Source organism: Streptomyces sp. NPDC043878 (assembly GCF_056435735.1).
On sequence record NZ_JBWKDW010000022.1, the window covers coordinates 142719 to 162562 of the forward strand.

Genomic DNA, 19844 nt, shown 5'->3' on the forward strand with positions numbered 1-19844 from the left:
ATGACGGCGACCACGATTCAGACCACCTATCGCACGCCGCAGACCCTCAGCCTCATCGAAGTGCCCGACGCCGTCCGGGATGCCATCGGACGCGACCTGGCGGCCGAGCCGGATCCCACCCTGGACATCGACCGCGCCATGGCGCGCTACCACCAGATCTTCGCCGCACTGCCGCTCGAACTGCTGCAGCGCATCCTCGACTTCGGCCGTCACAACGACGCCCCCGGCGTCGGCTACGTCCGCAACCTGCCGGTCGACGCAGAGCTGCCCGCCACTCCCGGCGACGGGGGCCCGGCCTCCGACAAGAAGACCTTCGTCGCCGAGGGTGTCCTGCTCGGCCTGTCCGGTCTGCTCGGCGAGCCGGTCGGCTTCCTCACCGAGAAGAACGGCCAGCTCATCCACGACGTCATCCCGGTCCCGGGCGGCGCGATGACCCAGACCAACCAGGGCTCGACCGTCTTCCTCAACTTCCACAACGACATCGTCCACGACGCCATCGGCCGCTACGACGTCAGCAACCCCGACTTCCTCGTCCTCAGCTGCCTGCGGGCCGACCACGAGGGCATCGCCGCCACGCACTACGCCGACGGCCGGGACATCGTCCGCGCCCTCGACAGCCGCACTCTGGAACTGCTGCGCAGCCCGCTGTTCCGGCTCAACGCCCCCGGGAGCTACGTGCGTGACGTCGCCGGCGGGCGCGAGGTCCTCTCCGACCCGGTCGCCATGATCAACGGTCCGGAGGAATACCCGGAGATCTCCTCCTCCGCCAACGGAGTGCGCGCCATGACCACGGCAGCTGAGGCAGCGCTGGACCGGCTCCAGGCCGCCTGCCGCGAGACGGCCCACGAGGTCCACCTGCGCCCCGGGGAGGCCCTTCTGATCAACAACCGCAAGGGCCTGCACGCCCGCACCCCCTTCACCGCACGCTACGACGGCGCCGACCGCTGGCTGCAGCGGACCTACGTCCGCCGCAGCCAGTGGACCATCCGCTACCGCCAGACCGCGGACAGCCGCCGCGTTCACCACTGATCCCCCGAGTGGGGGCGGGGCATCCCGGTGCCCCGCCCCCGCTCGGCGTGCGCGCCGACAACGAGGAGAAACCTCATGGACGTCATGACGGCCGTGCTGACGCGCCGTAGTGAACACCGACTTGTCGAACCGGCCCCCAGCGACGAGGAGTTCACCTACCTGCTGCGGGCCGCCGCCACAGCCCCCGACCACGGCAGGCTCCGCCCGTGGCGCTGGATCCTGGTACGTGGTGAAGGGCGCGCCGCGCTCGGCCGATGCTTCGCCGAGGACTGCCCGCCGCCCGACCACCGACGGGATCAGGCAGAGGCCGCGACACGCCGCGCGCCGCTCCTCGCCACACTCGTGTTCGCACCGGTCGCCGATCAACGGGTCCCCGAGTGGGAGCAACTGGCCGCCGCCAGCGCCATGACCGGTTCTCTGACGCTGCTGCTGCACGCCCGTGGATTCGGAAGCATCTGGCGCACCGGCAGATTCACCGAATCGGTACGGGCCCGGCGGCTTCTGGGCCTGCGGCCCGAAGAGCGCCTCCTGGGCTGGTTGTACATCGGCACACCCGCACAACTCCAGCCCCGCAGGCGTCGGGTACCCGACGACGTCGACGACCGTGTCACCGTCTTCACCGACCAACTGGTGACCGCGTCATAGTCTTTGGGGCCGACCAGGCCCAGCAGAGCGGGCGACCGCCGCCGCGGGCGATCAGCCGGACTCGGCCGGCGGCGGCTCCTCGCGCATGAGCCGCACAGCGTGGTCGATGAAGAGCTTCAGTTCGCGCGTCAGCCGCCGGCCCCTGCGCCACGCCAGCTGCGTGTGCACGGTGAACGGGACCTCCCACGGCAGGGCCACCATCTCGCCCTTCTCCAGCTCCGTCGCCACGGTGACCGCGGGCAGCAACGCGATGCCCAGCCCGGACACGACGCCCCGCTTGATCGCCTCTATGGTTCCGAACTCGAGGAACGATGTCGTTTCCGTGTCCTGCAACTCCCGCTCGAACAGGTCGCGATACGCGCATCCGGCCTCGGTCACCAGGACGGACGCCGCCCGCAGATCGTCGCGCGACACCTTCTCGCGCTGCGCCAGGGGGTGCCCGTCGGCCGCGACGAGCACCAACGGCTCCTCGGCCAGCACCACGGTCTCCAGGCCCTGATGCCGCGTCTGCTCCTCTATCAGGAAGCCGATGTCGAACGTGCCCTGCCGCAGCGCGTGACAGGTCTCCGCGCACAGCGTCGGCCTCAACGACAGCTGCACCTTCGGATAGCGATGGTGAAAGAACTCCAGCAACGGCGGCATGCGGTACGAGGTGACGCTTTCCATCGTGCCGATCACCAAGGACCCCGACAGGCCGTCCCCGCCGGCGACATCCGCACGCGCGGCCTCGGCGAGCGCCAGGATCTGGTCGCCGTACTCGAGTAACTTCTCGCCGGCAGGCGTCAGACGGATCCGGCCGCCGAAGCGGTGGAAGAGCTCCACGCCCAGTGAGGACTCCAGCGCACGGATCTGTGTCGTCACGCTCGACTGAGCGTAGTTGAGCTCTTTCGCTGCTCGGGTGAAACTCAGCAGCGTCGCAACCTTGTGGAACGTTGTCAGGTGACGGATTTCCACCATTTCTCCCAGACTTGAACGTTCGGGCGGGCTGAACATGCCTCCGGCAAGAGCAAGGCACCATAAAAAAATAGCGACAAAACTACAGGCCGATATTCCCGAGTCCCGGAGGGGTGAGTGATGTTCATCACTCATGATCGCCGGGGTGGTACGTGCCGGTGGACGTGCTGCCGCTCCAACGCCGCGCAGTCCGCGAACGGACGGCCCTGGCGCGGGTGCCGGACCTCATGAGGCACACCGGCGTTGCCACGTTCGCCCTCGACTGGAGCCCGGGGGCCCGGCAGAGGTGCCGGGAACGCTCAGACGGCCGTCATGCGCACGACGAACGATGGTGGCCAGGGAATGGCCTCGGGCTCAACCCGGCCGGATGGCCGACAGCCATGGTGTGGTGTCGTCTGGCCCACGCCGCGACCGGCCCGCCGGACGCGCTTGTTCCGCGTCTCGGCCGGACGAAACGGTTCACTGCTGTGCGAGCGGGAGTCTGAGGACTCCGCGGTCGTGTCCGACGAGCAGGTGCGGGCCCGCAGTGGCCAGACAGGTGAACGTCACGTCCAGGGCCAGGTACTGCACTGTGCCGGTCTCCGGTTCCCATACCCGCAGTCTGTGACCGTGTCTGCTGCCGGTGACCAGGACCGTGCGGCCGCCGTCCAGGGTGGCGGCCGCGATGAGCGGCAGGCCGGCGGTGCCCGTTGAGCTGGGCAGAGCGTCGCCGACCTGGGCACCGGTGGCAGGGTCCCACAGCATGACCACGCCGACGTCGTCTCCGGTGGCCAGCAAGGTTCGGTCGTGTGTGGGCACGGCCGCCACCGCCGCCACACGGTGGTCGGCGTCGCTGAGCGCACGTTCGCTCAGCTGCACTGCCGCTCCTGGCTCCCAGGGGTCGTCGACGGCCGGATCCCACACGTGGAGGCGGCCCGCGTTGTCCGAGGCCGCGATCAGCGTATGGCCGGCCGAGATCGGGATGGCGGTGATCGACCGGATCGGGCTGCCGTAGGGGTTGAGGCGCCCGACAGGCTCACCGGTGACTGGCTCCCACATCCGCACCGACCCTCGGGGGGTGGCGGTGACGAGCAGGGTCCGACCGTCGGGAATGGTCGCCGCACACATTCCGGTCACCCCGCCGGGCCAGTTGCCGGCCGGCTCACGAACCGGACGCCCGGTGTCGGGGTTCCACACGGCGAACGTCCCGGTGTCGCCTCCGCTCGCGACGAGGACGCGGCCATCAGACAACGGCAGGGACGTCATCGAGCAGACACGGTCGGGATGTCCGGGCAACGGTCCATGGACGAGCCGGCTGTCGGCCACGTCCCACAGGCACACCACGCCGTTGTCCCCGGCGCCGGCCACGAGCGCTGACCGACCGGGGCGTGACACCACCGTCAGTGCGTTGACACCCCCGAGTGAACCGGGCGCGGAATCAGCAAACACGGCGATACGGCCCCAGGGTGTGCCGTCGGCCGCGCGTAGGGCGTTCCCGTCCTGCCGGAACCGTGTCGTTGCTTCTCCTGTCCGGCTGATCGCCGCTGACTCCACCGTGCCGGCCGACGTGTCGGCGGCCGTCCACTGCCCCATCGGGTGGTCGTGCGGGCGGGCGCCGTGCGGGTTCTCCGCCAGGCCGTCAGCGATCGTCCACGTGTGCTCGCAGTCCCAGCACCGGAAGCAACCGGTGAGCAGCATCAGTTCGCGCGCCCATTCCCTCCCGGCCGATTGCGGGGCGCCCTCGGCTGCGACCAGGCCGGCGACCAGGCACAGGACGGCCTGGCCCGGCGTTTCGGGGGGTACTCCTGCCGCCGCGACCTCCCGCGCCACCCGTAGGAAGGGCTCCCACCCCTCCCCGAGCGCGTCCTCCCGCAGCGCCGCGGCGACGTCGCCCCAGGAATGATCTCCCTCCCGGACCCGGGCGGCATCGGGCAGCACTGGAGCCTCAAGAAACGGACGCACCGTGTCCACGAAGAACCCGGGGATCTCGGTATCGCTTCCGCACCCGGGACACAACAGGAGAAGGTCCTTTTGCCCGGGCTCGAGAGACCGCCACAGCACTGTGGCGGTGTGGTGACCGGCGAAGGCGACACAGCTCAGCGCGAGGTGGGCGCGGACCTGCGCGGGAGTGCCTGCGGCAAGGAGGCTTCGGATGGCCGCCCGCTCGGCCAGTCGCAGCGCGGCGCTGAACCCCGCCTCGAGATCGGCCGGGACGGGGGGCCTGTCCTCCGCGGTCACGATGAATCCCATGTCCACCCAGAAGTCGGCGGACTGTTCCGGAGGCAGGACCGCTGCCGCCTCGACGAGATGTGGCAGGGCCGCGTAGGCCCCGTTGTACACGGTTCCGTCGCTTGTCAGGCTGTCGGTCATGTACGTGCAGGTCTGCTGCGACGCGTCGCCGGCTTCGGTGGCAGTCGTGGAGGCCAGCTGCTCCAGGAGTACTTTCACATCGTCGGCAGTGACACCGTCAAGGTCACGCCAACGCGGGCTGTGCAGGGGCAGCTTCGGAATCATGGAGGGAGTCTCGCAATCAGCGCTGACAATCGGAGGGCGTGGTGTCCGGTGGCCTCTTCACTCCCGGCGATGTGACCGACGCGGGCCTTGAGCTGCCTGGCGGCCTGGCGGGCGAGGCGGCAGCCCACCCGGCGGGCTGCCGCGTCCTGCCGCGGATCAGCTCATCACCTGATCGACGACAACCGTCACTGAGCGAACAGGGCACGATCCACTCCAGCCCGGCAGGCCGCCTGCTCGCGTTCCCGCACCACACAGCCCCGACCGCTTCCGCCTTCGACAAGTCCTGAGACATCAGCGTGCCGGCAGCACGGCCACGGGCCATCCGTGAAACCACGTATCTCCGCCAACCTCGATCCAGTGGTGGGACGCTGAGGGCCGTGCGAGCCCGAGGACTCCTCGGAGGACGGCCCGGTCGCGTCTGCACGCTCAAAGCGGGAAGAGGCCCGACCAACCCGTCACTCCTCGGAGGCGGTCTCCCGGATCAGCGGCTCGAACTCCCGCCGCACGTAAGCGTCGAACGGCTCCGCCAGCGCACCGTCGATCACCCGCCGCACCCGGTGCTGTGCAGCGAACTCCTTGATCGCCGCGCGGGAGGCCGGCCCCACACCCCCACCTACGATCAGCACCCCGAACTCCCCGGACTCCAACAGGCTTCGGGCCTCGTCGTCGGTGCTCACTCCCTCCGCGTCGAAGCCGTCCATGCGCAGCGTGGCCAACACCGCCGACACCCTCGCGGGCGTCCTTCCCAACACCAACGTCCTCATGACCGTTCGCCTCCCCTACATCGACACCGACACACCCGACCCTAAAAACCCAACCCGGCTTGAGGTCAACCCCAACACGCGCGCGCCCTCTCCTGAGCTGCGCCAGTCGACGCGCTTCGGCCGGCCCGGGACGAGGTGATCGCACGACCCGTTCGGCCGTAGCCACATGGCTCGCAGCGCAGGACCGCGGCCGACTGCTGCGGCTCGGCCGGAGGTAGCTGAGGCCCGCGTGCTTCGGAGCACGGCATCCGGGCCGGTTGTCGCGAATTCGACGTTCTCGCGGAGATCGGGTTCGCATGGACAGCGCACAGGGATTGACGGGCGCGGCGGAGGCGACCACTTTGGGGTGGGCAAACTTGTTCGCTTGTGGTCGCTTCCGTGCGGTCACCCTGCCGGCGCTGCCTTGGTGTCCTGCCGCGCCGGAGCACCCTCCACCAGTGGTCCCAGGAGGTCGATGAACCATGAGCAGCAGCCGGAGAGCCGCACGACCGTATGGCAGAACGCCAGTCCCGTCGAGATTGCTGGCGGTCACCGTCACGGGCCTTCTCCTGTTCCTCTTCGCGCCGTTGATCGCAGTCAGCGCCGCCCCGCCGGCCGCCGCGTCGGACAACGGCCTCGCGCTCACTCCGCCGATGGGCTTCAACGACTGGAACGCCTACGGCTGCAACGTCTCCGACTCGCTGATCAGGTCCACCGCGCAGGCCATGCACACCAACGGCATGCAGGCCGCCGGGTACACGTACGTCAACATCGACGACTGCTGGATGACCCACTCCCGCGACGCGCAGGGCCGCCTCGTGCCGGATCCGGCGAAGTTCCCCACCGGCGTCAAGGGCACCGCGGACTACGTGCACTCCCTCGGCCTGAAGCTGGGCATCTACGAGGATGCCGGCACCGCCACCTGCGCGGGCTACCCGGGCAGCCTCGGCCACGAGACCACCGACGCGCAGACCTTCGCGTCCTGGGGCGTGGACTACCTGAAATACGACAACTGCAACAACACCGGCGTGCCCGCACGGACCCGCTACACCGCCATGCGCGACGCGCTGTCAGCGACCGGCCGCCCCATCCTGTTCAGCCTCTGCAACTGGGGCCAGGAGAACGTCTGGACCTGGGGCGCGGACGTGGGTGACAGCTGGCGCACCACCGGCGACATCAGCGCGAGCTACTCCAGCATGCTGTCCATCTTCCACAGCAACGTCGGACTCGCCTCCTACGCGGGCCCCGGCCACTGGAACGACCCCGACATGCTGGAAGTCGGCAACAGCGGACTGTCCGACACCGAGGCCCGGACCGAGTTCAGTCTCTGGTCGGAGATGGCCGCACCCCTCATCGCGGGTACGAACCTGGCCTCCGCCAGTTCGGCCACCCTGTCCATCTACACCAACTCCCGTGTGATCGCCGTCGACCAGGACTCCCTCGGCAAGCAGGGCACCATGGTCTCCTCCTCCGGCGGGCTGGACGTTCTGGCCAAACCGCTCGCGGGGGGCGACGTGTCCGTGGCGCTGTTCAACGAGACCGGATCGACCGCGACCATCACGACCACCGCCTCCGCGATCGGCAAGACCGGTGCGTCCGCCTACGCGTTGACCGATCTGTGGTCCGGGACGACCTCCACCAGCGCGGGCACGATCAGCGCCTCCGTACCGGCACACGGAACCGTCATGTACCGCGTCGCGGGTGGGACCAGCGGCGGCGGCACCGTGACCGGCGCGATCCACGCCGTGGGCGCCGGCAAATGCCTCGACGTCCCGAACGCCACCGCCGGGACATCAGCGCGGATCCAGGACTGCGCCGGTGGCGCCACCCAGGTCTGGACCCGTACCTCGTCCAACCAGCTCACCGTCTCCCCCGGCGGCTCGACGATGTGTCTGGACGCCTACGACAACCAGACCACCGCAGGCACCAAGGTGGAGATCTGGTCCTGCAACGGACAGACGAACCAGCAGTGGCTCCTCAACTCCAACGGCACCATCACCGGAGCCCAGTCGGGCCTGTGCCTGGACGTGACGGGCGCCGCGACCGCGAACGGAACCCTGGCCGACCTGTGGACCTGCAACGGCCAGTCCAACCAGCAGTGGACCCTCGGATAGCGCCGTCGTCATCTCCCGCCGCTCCGCGTGCGTCGCCGTGCGGTTCATGACCGGCTTCACCACAACCGGCCCGTGCGCTCCTTCCCCCCACCCCTGTCAGGAGCATCCATGTCCAACCCTGTGACGACTCCCCTCTTCCGGCTGCGCCGAAGAGCGTTGTCCGCGGGCGCCGCCGTAGCGCTCCTCACTGGCGTCCTGATCGGCGGCGCACAGACCGCGCAGGCGGCCGGCTCGCTGCCCTGCGACACCTACGCCTCGGGCGGCACGCCCTGCGTGGCCGCGCACAGCACTACCCGGGCGTTGTACTCCGCGTACAACGGGCCGCTGTACCAGGTCAGGCGCTCCTCGGACAACGCCACCCGGGACATCGGCGTCCTCAGCGCCGGCGGATACGCCGACGCCGCCGCGCAGGACTCCTTCTGCGCCGGCACCACGTGTGTCATCACGGTCGTCTACGACCAGTCCGGCCGCGGCAACCGCCTCACCCAGGCACCCCCCGGCGGCTTCTCCGGCCCCGCCGCGGGCGGGTACGACAACCTCGCCAACGCCACCGCGGCGCCGGTCACCGTCGCGGGCCACAAGGCATACGGCGTCTTCGTCGCCCCCGGCACCGGCTACCGCAACAACCACACCAACGGTGTCGCCACCGGTGACCAGCCCGAAGGCATGTACGCGATCTTCGACGGCAGCCACTACAACGGTGGTTGCTGCTTCGACTACGGCAACGCCGAGACCGACAGCCGCGACGACGGCAACGGCACCATGGAGGCCATCTACTTCGGCAACATCAAGGTCTGGGGCTACGGCACGGGCAACGGACCCTGGATCATGGCCGACCTGGAGAACGGCCTGTTCTCCGGAGTCAATGCCGGTTACAACGCCAACGACCCGACGATCAGCCACCGGTTCACGACGGCGATCGTCAAGGGAGAGCCGAACCACTGGTCCCTCCGCGGCGGCAACGCCCAGTCCGGCGGCCTGTCCACCTTCTACAACGGGACCCGTCCCAACGTGGCCGGCTACAACCCGATGAGGAAGCAGGGCGCCATCATCCTCGGCATCGGTGGCGACAACAGCATCGGCGCTGCCGGCACCTTCTACGAAGGCGTCATGACCTCCGGCTATCCCTCGGACGCCACCGAGAACGCCGTCCAGGCCGGAATCGCCTCCGTCGGCTACAGCACCTCCTCGGCAGGCGGGCCGAGTACGGGTGTGCTGCACGCGGTGGGTGCGGGCAGGTGCCTGGACGTGCCGAACGGGTCGACCACGGCGGGTACGCAGCTGCGGATCTGGGACTGCGCCGGCGGACCGAACCAGGTGTGGACCCGTACCTCGTCGGGACAGCTGACCGTGACCGAGTCAGGTACGACCTTGTGCCTGGACGCCTACGACAACCAGACCTCGGCCGGCACCAAGGTGGAGACGTGGCCGTGCAACGGCGCTGCGAACCAGCAGTGGAACGTCAACGCCGACGGCACCGTCACCGGTGTCCAGTCCGGCCTGTGCCTGGACGTCACCGGCGCCTCCACCAGCAACGGCGCCCTGGTGGAACTGTGGACCTGCAACGGGGGATCCAACCAGCGCTGGTCCCTGGGCTGACCCCGCGGACGCCCGGGTCGAGAACATCGCGGCCCGGGCACCGTGCCCCATCACCGCGTCGCGGGCGACACCCCAAGGGCCCGCGTCAGCTTACGGCCGCGCCGGGACGGAACGCGTCGGCAAGATCCGGCATCACCGGCCATGGCGTCGATGTCTCGCACCAGCGGATCCCCTTCCCCCCCTGCGCATGGAGGACTGTCATGACACGACTGCCCGGCAGGCTGCTCGCCTGCGCGACCGCCTGTCTGTTGTGGGCTGCGGGGCTGGGTGCTGTGGCCGTGGCGGGCGCGGTCACCGTGGCACCACCCGCCGCCGCACTCGACAACGGTCTCGCCCGTACTCCGCCCATGGGCTTCAACGACTGGAACGCCTTCGGCTGCGACGTCAGTGAGCAGCTCATCAGGCAGACAGCCGACTACTTCGTCACCTCTGGTCTGAAGTCCGCCGGATACACGTATGTCAACATCGACGACTGCTGGATGACGCACGACCGGGACAGCCAAGGGCGCCTGGTGCCAGACCCGGTGAAGTTCCCCGGCGGCATCAGGGGCACGGCCGACTACGTGCACGCCAGGGGACTCAAACTCGGCATCTACGAGGACGCCGGCACCGCCACCTGCGCCGGGTATCCGGGCAGCCTCGGCCACGAGACCACCGACGCCCACACTTTCGCCGACTGGGGTGTGGACTACCTCAAGTACGACAACTGCAACAACAACAGCGACGGCAGCCGCGAGGACTACGTCAAGCGCTACACCGCGATGCGCGACGCCCTGCTCGCCACCGGCCGCCCCATCGTGTACTCGCTGTGCGAATGGGGTGCGCAAAATCCATGGGAATGGGCCGGCGACGTCGGCAACTCGTGGCGCACCACCGGCGACATCAGTGACAACTGGTCCAGCGCCCTGTCCATCGCCAGGGCCAACATGCCACTGAACGACGCGGCCGGGCCCGGTCGTTGGAACGATCCGGACATGCTCGAAGTAGGCAACGGCGGCATGACCGACACCGAGTACCGCAGTCACTTCAGCCTCTGGTCGATGATGGCGTCTCCGCTGCTCATCGGCACCGACCTGCGCAAGGCCACGCCCGCCACTCTGGCGATCCTGGGGAACAGGGACGTCATCGCTCTCGACCAGGACCCGCTCGGACGTCAGGCCACCGTGCTGTCGTCCGACGGTGACCGCTACCTGCTGGTCAAGGAGCTGGCGAACGGTGAGCGAGCCGTCGCCCTGTTCAACGCGGGCGACCACGCCCAGCGGATCGCCACCACCGCGTCAGCGATCGGGCTCCCCCACCGTGCCCGCTACGCGGTCCGCGACCTGTGGCAGCACACGGACTTCCACAGCGCCGGGGACCTGGCCGCGACAGTGCCGGCACACGGCACCGTCGTACTACGGGTCAGCGCCGAGCCGAAGAAGGTCACCGGTGCCCTGTTCGATCCGCCGCTGCTCGACACCGGCATCACCGGCGGCCCTGACCACGTGGAACCGGGCAACAGCGCCGACCTGGCCACGTACGCCACCAACCTCAGCACCCTCCCGGCGACCTCCGTCCACGTACACCTGGGTGTCCCTGACGGCTGGACCGCCACGGCGAACGACGCCACCAGCAGCCGACTCCTGGTCAAGGGCCGTACGCTGCGCACCGGTTGGAAGATCACCGTGCCGGCGACAGCCCGGCCGGGTGTCTACTCGCTGAACGGCACCGTGACCTACCGTCGGCTGGCGAGCGCCCGGGACGTGACGGTGCCTCTGCCCGGCAGCCTGACGGTGCTGGTGCCCCCACCGTCCGGGACCAGCTACCTCAGCGACCTCGACTGGACCTCCGCCACCAACGGCTGGGGGCCGGTGGAGAAGGACACCAGCAACGGCGAAGCCTCGGCCGGGGACGGCCACCCGATCACCGTCGGCGGCACCGTCTTCGCCAAGGGCCTCGGCGTCCACGCCGCCAGCACCGTCACCTACCACCTCGGTGGAACGTGCTCGACAGCAACCGCGACCGTCGGGGTGGACGACGAGAAGGACGGTAGAGGCAGTGTCGAGTTCGTCATCACCGCCGACGGCAAGCAGGTCGTGGACAGCGGCCTGGTGACCGCCGCCACCGGCCCCGCCCCACTCCACGCCGACATCACCGGCGCGCAGACCCTCCAGCTCGTCGTCACCGACGGTGGCGACGGCAACGACAGCGACCACGCAGACTGGGCCGACGCCCGCATCACCTGTTCCTGAAGCCCTGGACGGGCCGGCCGGGGAAGCCCGGCCGGCCCGTCCGTCACTCCGAGGACGTTCCCGACCGGCTGATCGGCTGCGTGGCCGCATGTCCGCAGCAGCCGGTGTGGCCCCGTCTGCTCGTCGCATCCTGACGGCTGCCGGCCTCGGCGCGTGAGCACGGCTCAGCGGCCGCGGCACGCCCCCACCGTCCGGGTTCACCGCGCGATCGACTGGTGTGGGCGAAGCGACCCCTGGTGTTATTCAATGAGGTGTGCGTCAGGGATCTCGGGGCCCGTCGCACCGGTCCGAGCAACCACCCCGGCGCTGCCCCGGGGATTGTGAGAGAGCCGCATGGACTCCACACCCTCCCCCTCGCCCTCATCGCCGTTCGACCTGGTCAGCAGCGCCCTGGGGCGTTACATCCCGCACGGTGGGTCGGCAGCGGCCACCGGTCGCGGCGACGCGCGGGGCGACCGCACCGCCCGCCAGCGCCCACCCGACAACCCGGCAGCGGACCGTCAGGATCAGATTCTCGGCGTCGTCAACCTGGACAGGGATCTGAAGGTCACCCGCTGCAATCTGGACGCCGTCGTATTCGCGGGTCTGCACGTCGTGGCGGGGAGTCCTTTCGCCGATCTCCTGCCTCCGGGGGACGTACCGACGGTGACACGGCGGTTGCGTCAGGTCCTGGAGATCGGCGAGGCGCACGTCGCCCGTATCCAGCGCCTGCGACGCGGCGACGGGTCGGAGCTGGTGGTCTCGATGAGCATCCTGCCCGCCGCGGCGCCTCAGGAAGGCCTGACCGTCTCCCTGATCGCCATGGCCAAGAGGCTGCACCTGTACGCCGCCGAGACCGCGATCGGTACCTCGCTGGACGTCGGCGAGACCGCGCAGTCGCTGGCGGAGTCCCTGCTGGCGTGGGGGGACGTGGCCGCCGTCGACCTCGACTTCGCCGTGTGGACGGGTGAGGGAGTCACCGACCGGGCGCAGGGGCGCATCCGGCTGCGGCGGGCGGCCCTGGTGCCGGACCGGGTGTGGCCCGAGGGTTACCTGACTCCGGGCGACGATCTTCCGAGCGACGCGAGTCGCCTGCTGGCGCAGGCGGTGCGACGAAACGACTCCCCGCAGGCCATCGTCATACCCCACCGGGCGGCCGTCGAGCGCCTGCTCGGCAGTCCGCGAGTGATCCGTGCCCTGGTGCCCGGTGACCGGTCGGCGAGCGTGGCGTGCATACCGCTGGTCCTGGACGGCACACCACCCGTCGTGCTGGGCGTGGCGGAGGTCTGGCGGCGGGCGGACAGCCCCTTCCAGGACAGCGAGCTGTTCGACCTGCAGGAACTGGTGGCCAGGACCGCCCATCACGTCGACCTGGCCCGTCAGCACCAGCGCGAACACACTCAGGTGCTGGCGTTGCAGCGCCGCCTGCTGCCCCGGAGCGGCGGCAACACCATGGAGATCGCCAGCGTCTACCAGCCCGCCACACCCGACAGTGCGGGTGTGGGCGGGGACTGGGTGAACAGCTTCCCGCTGCCGGACGGCCGTACCGCGCTGGTGGTCGGTGACGTGGTCGGGCACGGGCTGGGAGCGGCGGCGACCATGGGCCAGCTGAGCATGGAGGCCCGCGCGCTGCTGTCGGCCGGGCTGGCACCCGACGAGGTGCTGGAGCACCTGGACGAGACCGTGACCCTGCTGGACGACGCGGAGTCCGGGCTGGCGGCCGGATACAGTGCCCTCGGCTCCACCTGTTGCATAGCGCTCTACGACCCGGTCAGCCACCAGGTGGCGCTCTCGAGTGCCGGCCACCTTCCCCCGGTCCTGGTGCTTCCGAGCGGCCGCGCGGGTCCGCTCACGGTGAGCCCTCACCCCGGTCTGGGCGCCGAGTTCGCTCTGCGGGAGCCGTTCGACGTGTACACCTTCCACGCGCCTCCGGGCTCCCTGCTCGCCCTCTACACCGACGGCCTGGTGGAGGATCCGGCCCTGTCCATCGACGAGGGGATCAGCCGGCTGGCGGATGTCCTGTCCGGGGTGCATCCCTGGGACGCCTTGCAGCAGGCCGCGCGGCACGTCGTCTCCACGGTGGCGCCCGTGCGACAGCGCGACGACGTGACCCTGCTGCTCGTGCGGATGTTCGGCTACCGCAAGGAGGACACCGCGACCTGGCGGCTACCCGCGCGCGACGACGCTCCCGCCCGTGCCCGTGCGCACGTCTCCGCGCTGCTGCGGCAATGGCGCGCCCGGAACGACATCCGGGACGATGTGCCGCTGCTGGTCAGCGAGCTGGTCACGAACGCGGTGCGCTTTGCCGCCGGCCCCATCACGGTACGACTGATCAGGGCCGGTCACGGCCTGCTGTGCGAGGTCGGCGACACCGGCAACGGCAGGCCTCGTCTGAGCCGGGGCGGCCTCCTCGACGACGGCGGGCGTGGCCTGCGGGTCGTGCACCGGCTCACCACGCGGTGGGGGGTGCGGTGGACGGACACCGGCAAGGTGGTCTGGGCGGAGGTGGCCAGGTGACGCGGCTGCGGAACCGGACGCAGCCGTCCCGCGCGGCCTGCGCGGCGCGAATGAGGAGGCGTACGACCTCCTCCTGAGCGCCTGGAGCGGTCGGCTGGAAAGAGGTTCGTGTACCGGCCCGGCGCAGGCGCTCCACGCGCGGTACTTCTCGACGATCCAGGGCAGCAGCCCGGTCGACGAGTCGGCCCACCCTTGGCTCAGCGTGAGAGAGCGGGCGCTCTGCTCGGTGCAGGCAACCGCCTTCCCCCGCGGACCACACCGCGACGGAATCGAGGTACCGGCGTGGAGGCGGACGGGGCGGACGAGCGGCAACAGGAGAGGTCGCGGGACCGCGCCAAGCCAGCCGGCCGACCGCCCCGCGTCGCTACCAGCCGCGCACGGATTCGCCGCGGGCGCCTACTTGGATTCGACTCGTCCTACCGGGTCGGCCCCGGCGGTCAGTGCCTCGCACGCCAGCTGCCAGGCGGGGTCGTCCGGCTGGAACCGGGTGCGCAGGTAGGCCGAGGTGAGGCGCGCGAGGGCGGCGACCCGCTCGGGGCTCTCGTCGGTGGTCTCGTCGGCGTCGTATCCGGAGATGCCACCGAGCAGGTGCTCGCCGCCGAAGAGAGTGAGCAGGGTCTTGGGTGCGGGGGCGAGGCGGTAGGGGTCGGCGTGCCAGTCGGGGCCGATGTCGGTGAAGTGCGTGGAGTCGTCCTTGTCGCCGGCGACGACGAGGGTGGGTGTGGTCATCGTGGAGAAGTCTGTGGACTCGAAGAAGGACACCTTGTCGGCCATCCACCCGTTGAGGACGTCGCCGCCCCTGCCGGGCGCGGCAAGCAGCACACCCGCCGTGATCCGCGGCTCGGTCAGGTTCACCACCCCCGAGTCGGCGTCGGCGCTGCGGGCGCCCAGCAGGAGGCCGGCCGTGTGGCCGCCGAGGGAGTGCCCGGCGACCGCGATCTTGTCGCGGTCGATGCGTCCGGCCAGCTGCGGCACGGTCTTCTCGATCTCGTCGAGCCGGTCGAGGATGTGACTCATGTCCTCGGCACGCGAACGCCAGAAGAGGGGGCCTCCCGGGGAGCCTGCGAGCTCGCGGCTCAGGGTGCTGGAGCTGAGGTGGGTGGGCTGGATGACGACGAACCCGGCCGCCGCCCAGAGATTGGCGAGGGGCGCGTACCCGTTCAGCGAGGACAGGTTGTTGGAGCCGCCGTGACCGTGGGAGAGCAGGATGACGGGCAGGCCGGTCCCGGTCGCGGGGGCGGAGACGCGGACCTGGAGGTCCACGGGCCGTCCGGGCACGGCCAGGATCACCGGGCTGTACGACAGCACTGGGGCGGGCGCCCCGGAGGCGGTGTCGGTGGTTGCGGTCATGGTGAGGGTTCCTTCCTGAAGCCTGCGCTGCGGCCCGCCCCGACGGGGCGGCGGCAGGCGTGATCGGTGGCGTCCGGCTTCGGCCGACCCGAAGCGGGACGTCGCTCCGCTTATTATTCGGAACATAGTTCCGCTTTGTCAATGACGTCGGAGGAACCCCGATGCCCAGCGAGGGCCCGACCGCGGAGGTGCCGCCCGAGGCGACGGGCCGACATGGGCGGACGCAGGCCGCACGCCATACCGGCGACCCGCGGTACACCCGGCTGGTCGAGGAGCTGAAGGCCGGCAGCCCGGAGGTGCGGTACCGGTGGCCCGCTACGAGGTGCAGGCCCGGCCCAGCGGCCGGAAGCGGCTACGGCACCCCAGGCGGGGAGCGACCGAGTACGCGTACACCGCTTTCCACCTGGCCGGACAGCCGGATCAGACGCTGGTTGTCTACCTCGACAGCGCCGAACTGCCCGCCGGGCCCAGCCGTGACGCGTCCCGAGCGCGCTGCTCATGACCAGTTGGCAAGGTCCGAGACGCTCGCAGGACGGTACCGCTGACCTCAGCGGCCGTTTCGTGTCTCCTTTTCGAGATGGGCCCGAAAGCTCTGGGCGGGCCCTCCGGTGAGGCGTTGGACCGTGTCGGTCACACGGTTCTCGGATCCCTCGGCGATGGCCCGGTCCATGTCGGCCAGCATGGCGGCGAACTCCGCCGGCATGTGAGCGGTGAGGTGATCGCGCATCTGCTCGTGGGACATGCGGTGGTGGACCACGGGCCGGCCGGTGACCTCGGTGATGATCGCGGCGATGTCGTCGTGGCTCAGCGATTCCGGTCCGGTGAGGACGAGATCGGTGTTGGGGGCGTGTTCGTGGGTCAGGGCGTGGACGGCGACAGCCGCGATGTCCTCGGCGTCGACGAAACCGACCCGGCCGTTCCCGGTCGCGGTCCGGATGACGCCCTCGTCGCGGATGCCGACGGCGTGCGCGTGCGTCCCGGTGAAGTTCTGCATGAACCACGAAGGCCGCAGCACAGCCCACTGCCCGAACAGACCGGGCAGGGCCCGGTGCACCATCCCCACCGCCGGGCCACCCTCGGGGATGGCCGAGGAACCGAGGAGCACCGCGCGGCGCACCCCGGCGGTGCGGGCCTGTCGAAGAAACGGCAGCATGACGGCAGCCGGGTCGGGGTCGCCCAGGGGCGGTATGAGGTAGAGGCCGTCGACTCCGTCCAGGGCCGCGGCGTGGGTGGCGGGGTCGTACCAGTCGAAGAGGACCGGTTCCGTGCCGGGGACCGGGGCGGCGCGGCGACTGGCGGCCTTGACCCGGTGGCCGGCGGCTGTCAGCCGCGCGGCGGTGCGGCTGCCGGTGGTGCCGGTCGCGCCGATCACCAGCGTGGTACCGGTGGCGGTCATCGGCCGCTCCCCGTGAAGGCGGTGCCGGGTTCGAGGACGGCCAGCGGGTTCCAGTAGTCCCGGTAGGAGGTGATGCGCCCCTCCTGAACGGTGACGACGGCGATGTAGGTCATGTCGAAGGGGCTGCCGGTCTCCACCAGGCGGCCGACACCTCGCATCTCCACCACGATGATCTGCGGGTCGGTGCTCTGGTGGATCCGCAGTGCGGGGAAGTCGCGCAGGTCGATGTGGTCCGGGTAGTGGCGCATGTAGGCGGCGATGGCCTCCTTGCCGTCCAGACGCTCGGGCCAGCCGCCGGGTGCGAAGGGGAACTCCATGACGCCGTCCTCGGCCCACAGGTCCACCCAGCCGGAGATGTCCTTGTCGAGCAGCAACCGCAGGCTGTGGCGGTAGAGATCCGCTGGAGAAGTCGGTGCGGACATGGGTATCCTCCATTTATGAAATCCGGACCCTCGGTCCGTTTCAGTCTCGACGATACGGACCCACGGTCCGCTTTTCAACCGGAGGAGGAACATGGACGAGCGCAGACCCCGCAAGGACGCCGCCCGCAACCGGGAGGCCGTCCTGGCGGCCGCCGACGCCCTCTTCGCCGGGAGCGAGGGCCCCGAGGACGTCACCATGGCTGACATCGCGGCAGCGGCCGGCGTCGGCAAGGGCACGCTGTTCCGAGCCTTCGGCGACCGTCCCGGATTGCTCCGCGCGCTGTACGAGGCACGGCTCGAACCAGTGAGGGAGGCCGTGGAGTCCGGGCCGCCGCCTCTGGGGCCCTCCACCTCGCCACGGCAGCGCGTACCCGCCCTGCTCGACGCCGTCCTGTGCTTCAAACTCGACAATCGCCGTCTCGCGCTGGCCCTGGAGGAGGGCGGGAGCAGCAGCCCGTACCAGGCGGAGCACTACGCGCGCTGGCACGGCCTGCTCCAAGCCGTACTGGAGCAGATCCCCGGTCTCGACGACAGTGACTTCACCGCCCACGTCCTGCTCGCCGCCACCCGGGCCGACCTCGTCGAGCACCTGGCCGGACAAGAGGGCGTGTCACGGCAGACGATGCGCGCGCAACTGGCGACGTTCACCGCCAGGGCCCTTGGCCCCGACCCACATGAGGGATCGACCGCCGGCGACTGATCGTGGATCGGACGGTCCGGGAGCCTTCACCGCCCAGCCGGTCAGTCCGGGCGGACCGGCCCGCGCGTTCCGGCCGGCCCAGACGCCGCTTCTCCCAGGCCCAGACAGCGATCTCCACCCCGTTTCAGGCGGCGAGCTTGCGCCGCACGTTGCCGAGATGCGCCTTCACGGTGGAGAGGGTGACGTGCGGTTCGGCCACCGGTTCCTCATTGGCCCCACCGCGGGCGACCAGTCGTACGGCGTCCAACTCGCTTACGGTGAGCGGAGGTTGCGCCGGCGCGACTGCGGCGGGACCCCGCTTGCGGTTCGCCGCGGGACGGGACACCGTCACCGAGTCGCGAGGACTGCTGGACGTGCCGCGCACCGACGAGGAAGCGGGGGGCGAGCCGTCCGAGGAGCCTCCGCAGCCGACCATCGACGCGCCGGAACAGGACCGTCTGCGTGGTTCAGGCGCGCATGGGTCAGCCCGTGGTCGGGGTGCGTGGCAGCCGGTTCTCCATAATGGCGGCAAAAAGCGTGCAACCTTCAGGCCAATCCGACTGTCTCTACTAATGCAGGACATTCACACGCTTGGGGGAACAAGATGACAAGAAGCAGGACAGTCTGGGTGACCGCGGCTCTCATGGCCACCACTCTGGGAGCGGCCGCGGTGCCGGCCACGGCCGCCGCGGCCCCCGCCAGGCAGGCCGCGGCCGCCTGCCCGACCGGCTGGGGCAGCCTCGGCAGGACGAACCCGGCCAGCACGCCGGGCGACCACGTCACGAACGCCAGGACCGGCCGCCACGACTGCTACGACCGGTTCGTCATCGACGTTCCGGGCGCGTCCGCCAGCCGGCTCGGGTACGGCGTGCGCTACGTCGACCGACTGGTCCAGGACCCCTCCGGCCACCCGATCCCGGTCAGCGGCGGCGCCATTCTGGAAGTGATCGTGAACGCGCCCGCCTACGACAGCGACTCCGGCACCCCCACCTACCCCGGCCGCGTCGGAAAGCCGCTGCCCGGCGTGAACCTCACCGGCTACCGCACCTTCCGCGACGCCAAGTACGCCGGCAGCTTCGAGGGCCAGTCCCAGTTCGGACTCGGGCTGCGCGCCCGACTGCCCTTCCGCGTACTGCAGCAGGACGGCCACCTCGTCGTGGACGTGGCCCACACCTGGTGACCCGCCCCTCGCCGACCGGCGCCGCCAGCCCGACCGGCGACGCCAGCCGTGCGCGGCTCTGTCACCCGCGCCGTTCACGTCCCGGACCGCCGCACGCGTGGTCCGGGAGGGGATACTCCAGATCCTGCCTCGCCCGCGCCTCACGCTGTTCCATCAACCCCAGCACCGACGGCATCGCGACCTCCTCGATCAACAACGAGCCGTCAGCTGCCTGCCCCTACCTCTCCGCGATCATGCCCCGCAGACGACGAAGTCCCTGCTCATCGAACAGGGACTCCCTTTGTCACAACGCACTGAGACAGGCCGTTTACTGAAAGCCCCCGAAGGCAACGGGAAATGTCAGTAGAAAAGACAGGAAGAGGGTGGGGGGGGGGGGGGGGGGGGGGGGGGGGGGGGGGGGGGGGGGGGGGGGGGGGGGGGGGGGGGGGGGGGGAGGAGGGGGGGGGGGGGGGGGGGGGGGGGGGGGGGGGGGGGGGGGGGGGGGGGGGGGGGGGGGTGCTGGAAAAGCGACGC

16 protein-coding genes and 1 pseudogene are annotated in these 19844 nt (G+C 70.3%); 10 read left to right on the top strand and 7 right to left on the bottom strand.

The features are described from left to right. Both AC07AZ_RS27900 and AC07AZ_RS27905 read left to right on the top strand, forming a co-directional pair. Positions 1–1029: a TauD/TfdA family dioxygenase gene (locus tag AC07AZ_RS27900; protein WP_478852419.1), complete on the top strand. Its 1029-nt coding sequence runs from the start codon at positions 1–3 to the stop codon at positions 1027–1029. A 75-nt stretch (positions 1030–1104) separates the two neighbouring features. Further along, the gene (locus AC07AZ_RS27905) at positions 1105–1674 is read left to right on the top strand and encodes a nitroreductase family protein (protein WP_478852421.1); all 570 of its coding nucleotides are present in this window, start codon (positions 1105–1107) and stop codon (positions 1672–1674) included. 51 nt (positions 1675–1725) lie between these two features. Here AC07AZ_RS27905 and AC07AZ_RS27910 read toward each other — a convergent pair whose 3' ends face one another. The 3 genes from AC07AZ_RS27910 to AC07AZ_RS27920 all read right to left on the bottom strand — a co-directional run bounded on the left by AC07AZ_RS27910 (position 1726) and on the right by AC07AZ_RS27920 (position 5885). Beyond that, positions 1726–2667: a LysR family transcriptional regulator gene (locus tag AC07AZ_RS27910; RefSeq protein WP_478852423.1), complete on the bottom strand. Its 942-nt coding sequence runs from the start codon at positions 2665–2667 to the stop codon at positions 1726–1728. A gap of 420 nt (positions 2668–3087) precedes the next feature. Continuing rightward, on the bottom strand, positions 3088–5121 hold the full coding sequence (locus AC07AZ_RS27915; RefSeq protein WP_478852425.1) for a WD40 repeat domain-containing protein: 2034 nt from the start codon (positions 5119–5121) through the stop codon (positions 3088–3090). Between the two features lie 455 nt (positions 5122–5576). Then, positions 5577–5885, bottom strand: a complete 309-nt coding sequence (locus AC07AZ_RS27920) for a hypothetical protein (protein ID WP_478852427.1) — start codon at positions 5883–5885, stop codon at positions 5577–5579. On the opposite strand from AC07AZ_RS27920, the gene AC07AZ_RS27925 reads away from it, so the two are divergent. From AC07AZ_RS27925 to AC07AZ_RS27945, 5 genes are all read left to right on the top strand, one after another. Further along, positions 5830–6024, top strand: a complete 195-nt coding sequence (locus AC07AZ_RS27925; RefSeq protein WP_478852458.1) for a hypothetical protein — start codon at positions 5830–5832, stop codon at positions 6022–6024. The two genes, AC07AZ_RS27920 and AC07AZ_RS27925, sit on opposite strands and share 56 nt — an antisense overlap. A 322-nt stretch (positions 6025–6346) precedes the next feature. Continuing rightward, positions 6347–7978 (top strand): glycoside hydrolase family 27 protein, encoded by a 1632-nt coding sequence (locus AC07AZ_RS27930; protein ID WP_478852428.1) that lies wholly within the window; start codon positions 6347–6349, stop codon positions 7976–7978. Between the two features lie 108 nt (positions 7979–8086). Next, positions 8087–9577, top strand: coding sequence for an arabinofuranosidase catalytic domain-containing protein (locus AC07AZ_RS27935; protein ID WP_478852430.1), 1491 nt, complete (start codon positions 8087–8089; stop codon positions 9575–9577). Between the two features lie 200 nt (positions 9578–9777). Then, entirely contained in the window at positions 9778–11808 is a 2031-nt protein-coding gene (locus AC07AZ_RS27940; RefSeq protein ID WP_478852432.1) for an NPCBM/NEW2 domain-containing protein, read from the top strand. A 333-nt stretch (positions 11809–12141) separates the two neighbouring features. Next, positions 12142–14304 (top strand): ATP-binding SpoIIE family protein phosphatase, encoded by a 2163-nt coding sequence (locus AC07AZ_RS27945; protein WP_478852434.1) that lies wholly within the window; start codon positions 12142–12144, stop codon positions 14302–14304. A 396-nt stretch (positions 14305–14700) separates the two neighbouring features. Here the strand turns inward: AC07AZ_RS27945 and AC07AZ_RS27950 are convergent, their stop codons facing one another. Beyond that, complete coding sequence (locus tag AC07AZ_RS27950) at positions 14701–15654, bottom strand: alpha/beta hydrolase family protein (protein ID WP_478852436.1); 954 nt, start codon at positions 15652–15654, stop codon at positions 14701–14703. A 161-nt stretch (positions 15655–15815) separates the two neighbouring features. Here AC07AZ_RS27950 and AC07AZ_RS27955 point away from each other — a divergent pair. Continuing rightward, positions 15816–16156 (top strand): annotated as a pseudogene (locus tag AC07AZ_RS27955) (MmyB family transcriptional regulator). A 45-nt stretch (positions 16157–16201) separates the two neighbouring features. On the opposite strand, the gene AC07AZ_RS27960 reads toward AC07AZ_RS27955, so the two are convergent. Beyond that, positions 16202–17050, bottom strand: coding sequence for an NmrA family NAD(P)-binding protein (locus AC07AZ_RS27960; RefSeq protein WP_478852438.1), 849 nt, complete (start codon positions 17048–17050; stop codon positions 16202–16204). Then, complete coding sequence (locus AC07AZ_RS27965; protein WP_478852440.1) at positions 17047–17472, bottom strand: nuclear transport factor 2 family protein; 426 nt, start codon at positions 17470–17472, stop codon at positions 17047–17049. Before AC07AZ_RS27965 ends, AC07AZ_RS27960 begins: the two co-directional genes overlap by 4 nt. A gap of 91 nt (positions 17473–17563) precedes the next feature. On the opposite strand from AC07AZ_RS27965, the gene AC07AZ_RS27970 reads away from it, so the two are divergent. Further along, positions 17564–18172, top strand: coding sequence for a TetR/AcrR family transcriptional regulator (locus tag AC07AZ_RS27970; protein WP_478852442.1), 609 nt, complete (start codon positions 17564–17566; stop codon positions 18170–18172). A gap of 124 nt (positions 18173–18296) precedes the next feature. On the opposite strand, the gene AC07AZ_RS27975 is transcribed toward AC07AZ_RS27970, so the two are convergent. Next, positions 18297–18419: a hypothetical protein gene (locus AC07AZ_RS27975; RefSeq protein ID WP_478852444.1), complete on the bottom strand. Its 123-nt coding sequence runs from the start codon at positions 18417–18419 to the stop codon at positions 18297–18299. Between the two features lie 336 nt (positions 18420–18755). On the opposite strand from AC07AZ_RS27975, the gene AC07AZ_RS27980 reads away from it, so the two are divergent. Then, positions 18756–19331: an AMIN-like domain-containing (lipo)protein gene (locus tag AC07AZ_RS27980; protein ID WP_478852446.1), complete on the top strand. Its 576-nt coding sequence runs from the start codon at positions 18756–18758 to the stop codon at positions 19329–19331. The last annotated feature ends 513 nt before the right edge of the window (positions 19332–19844 follow it).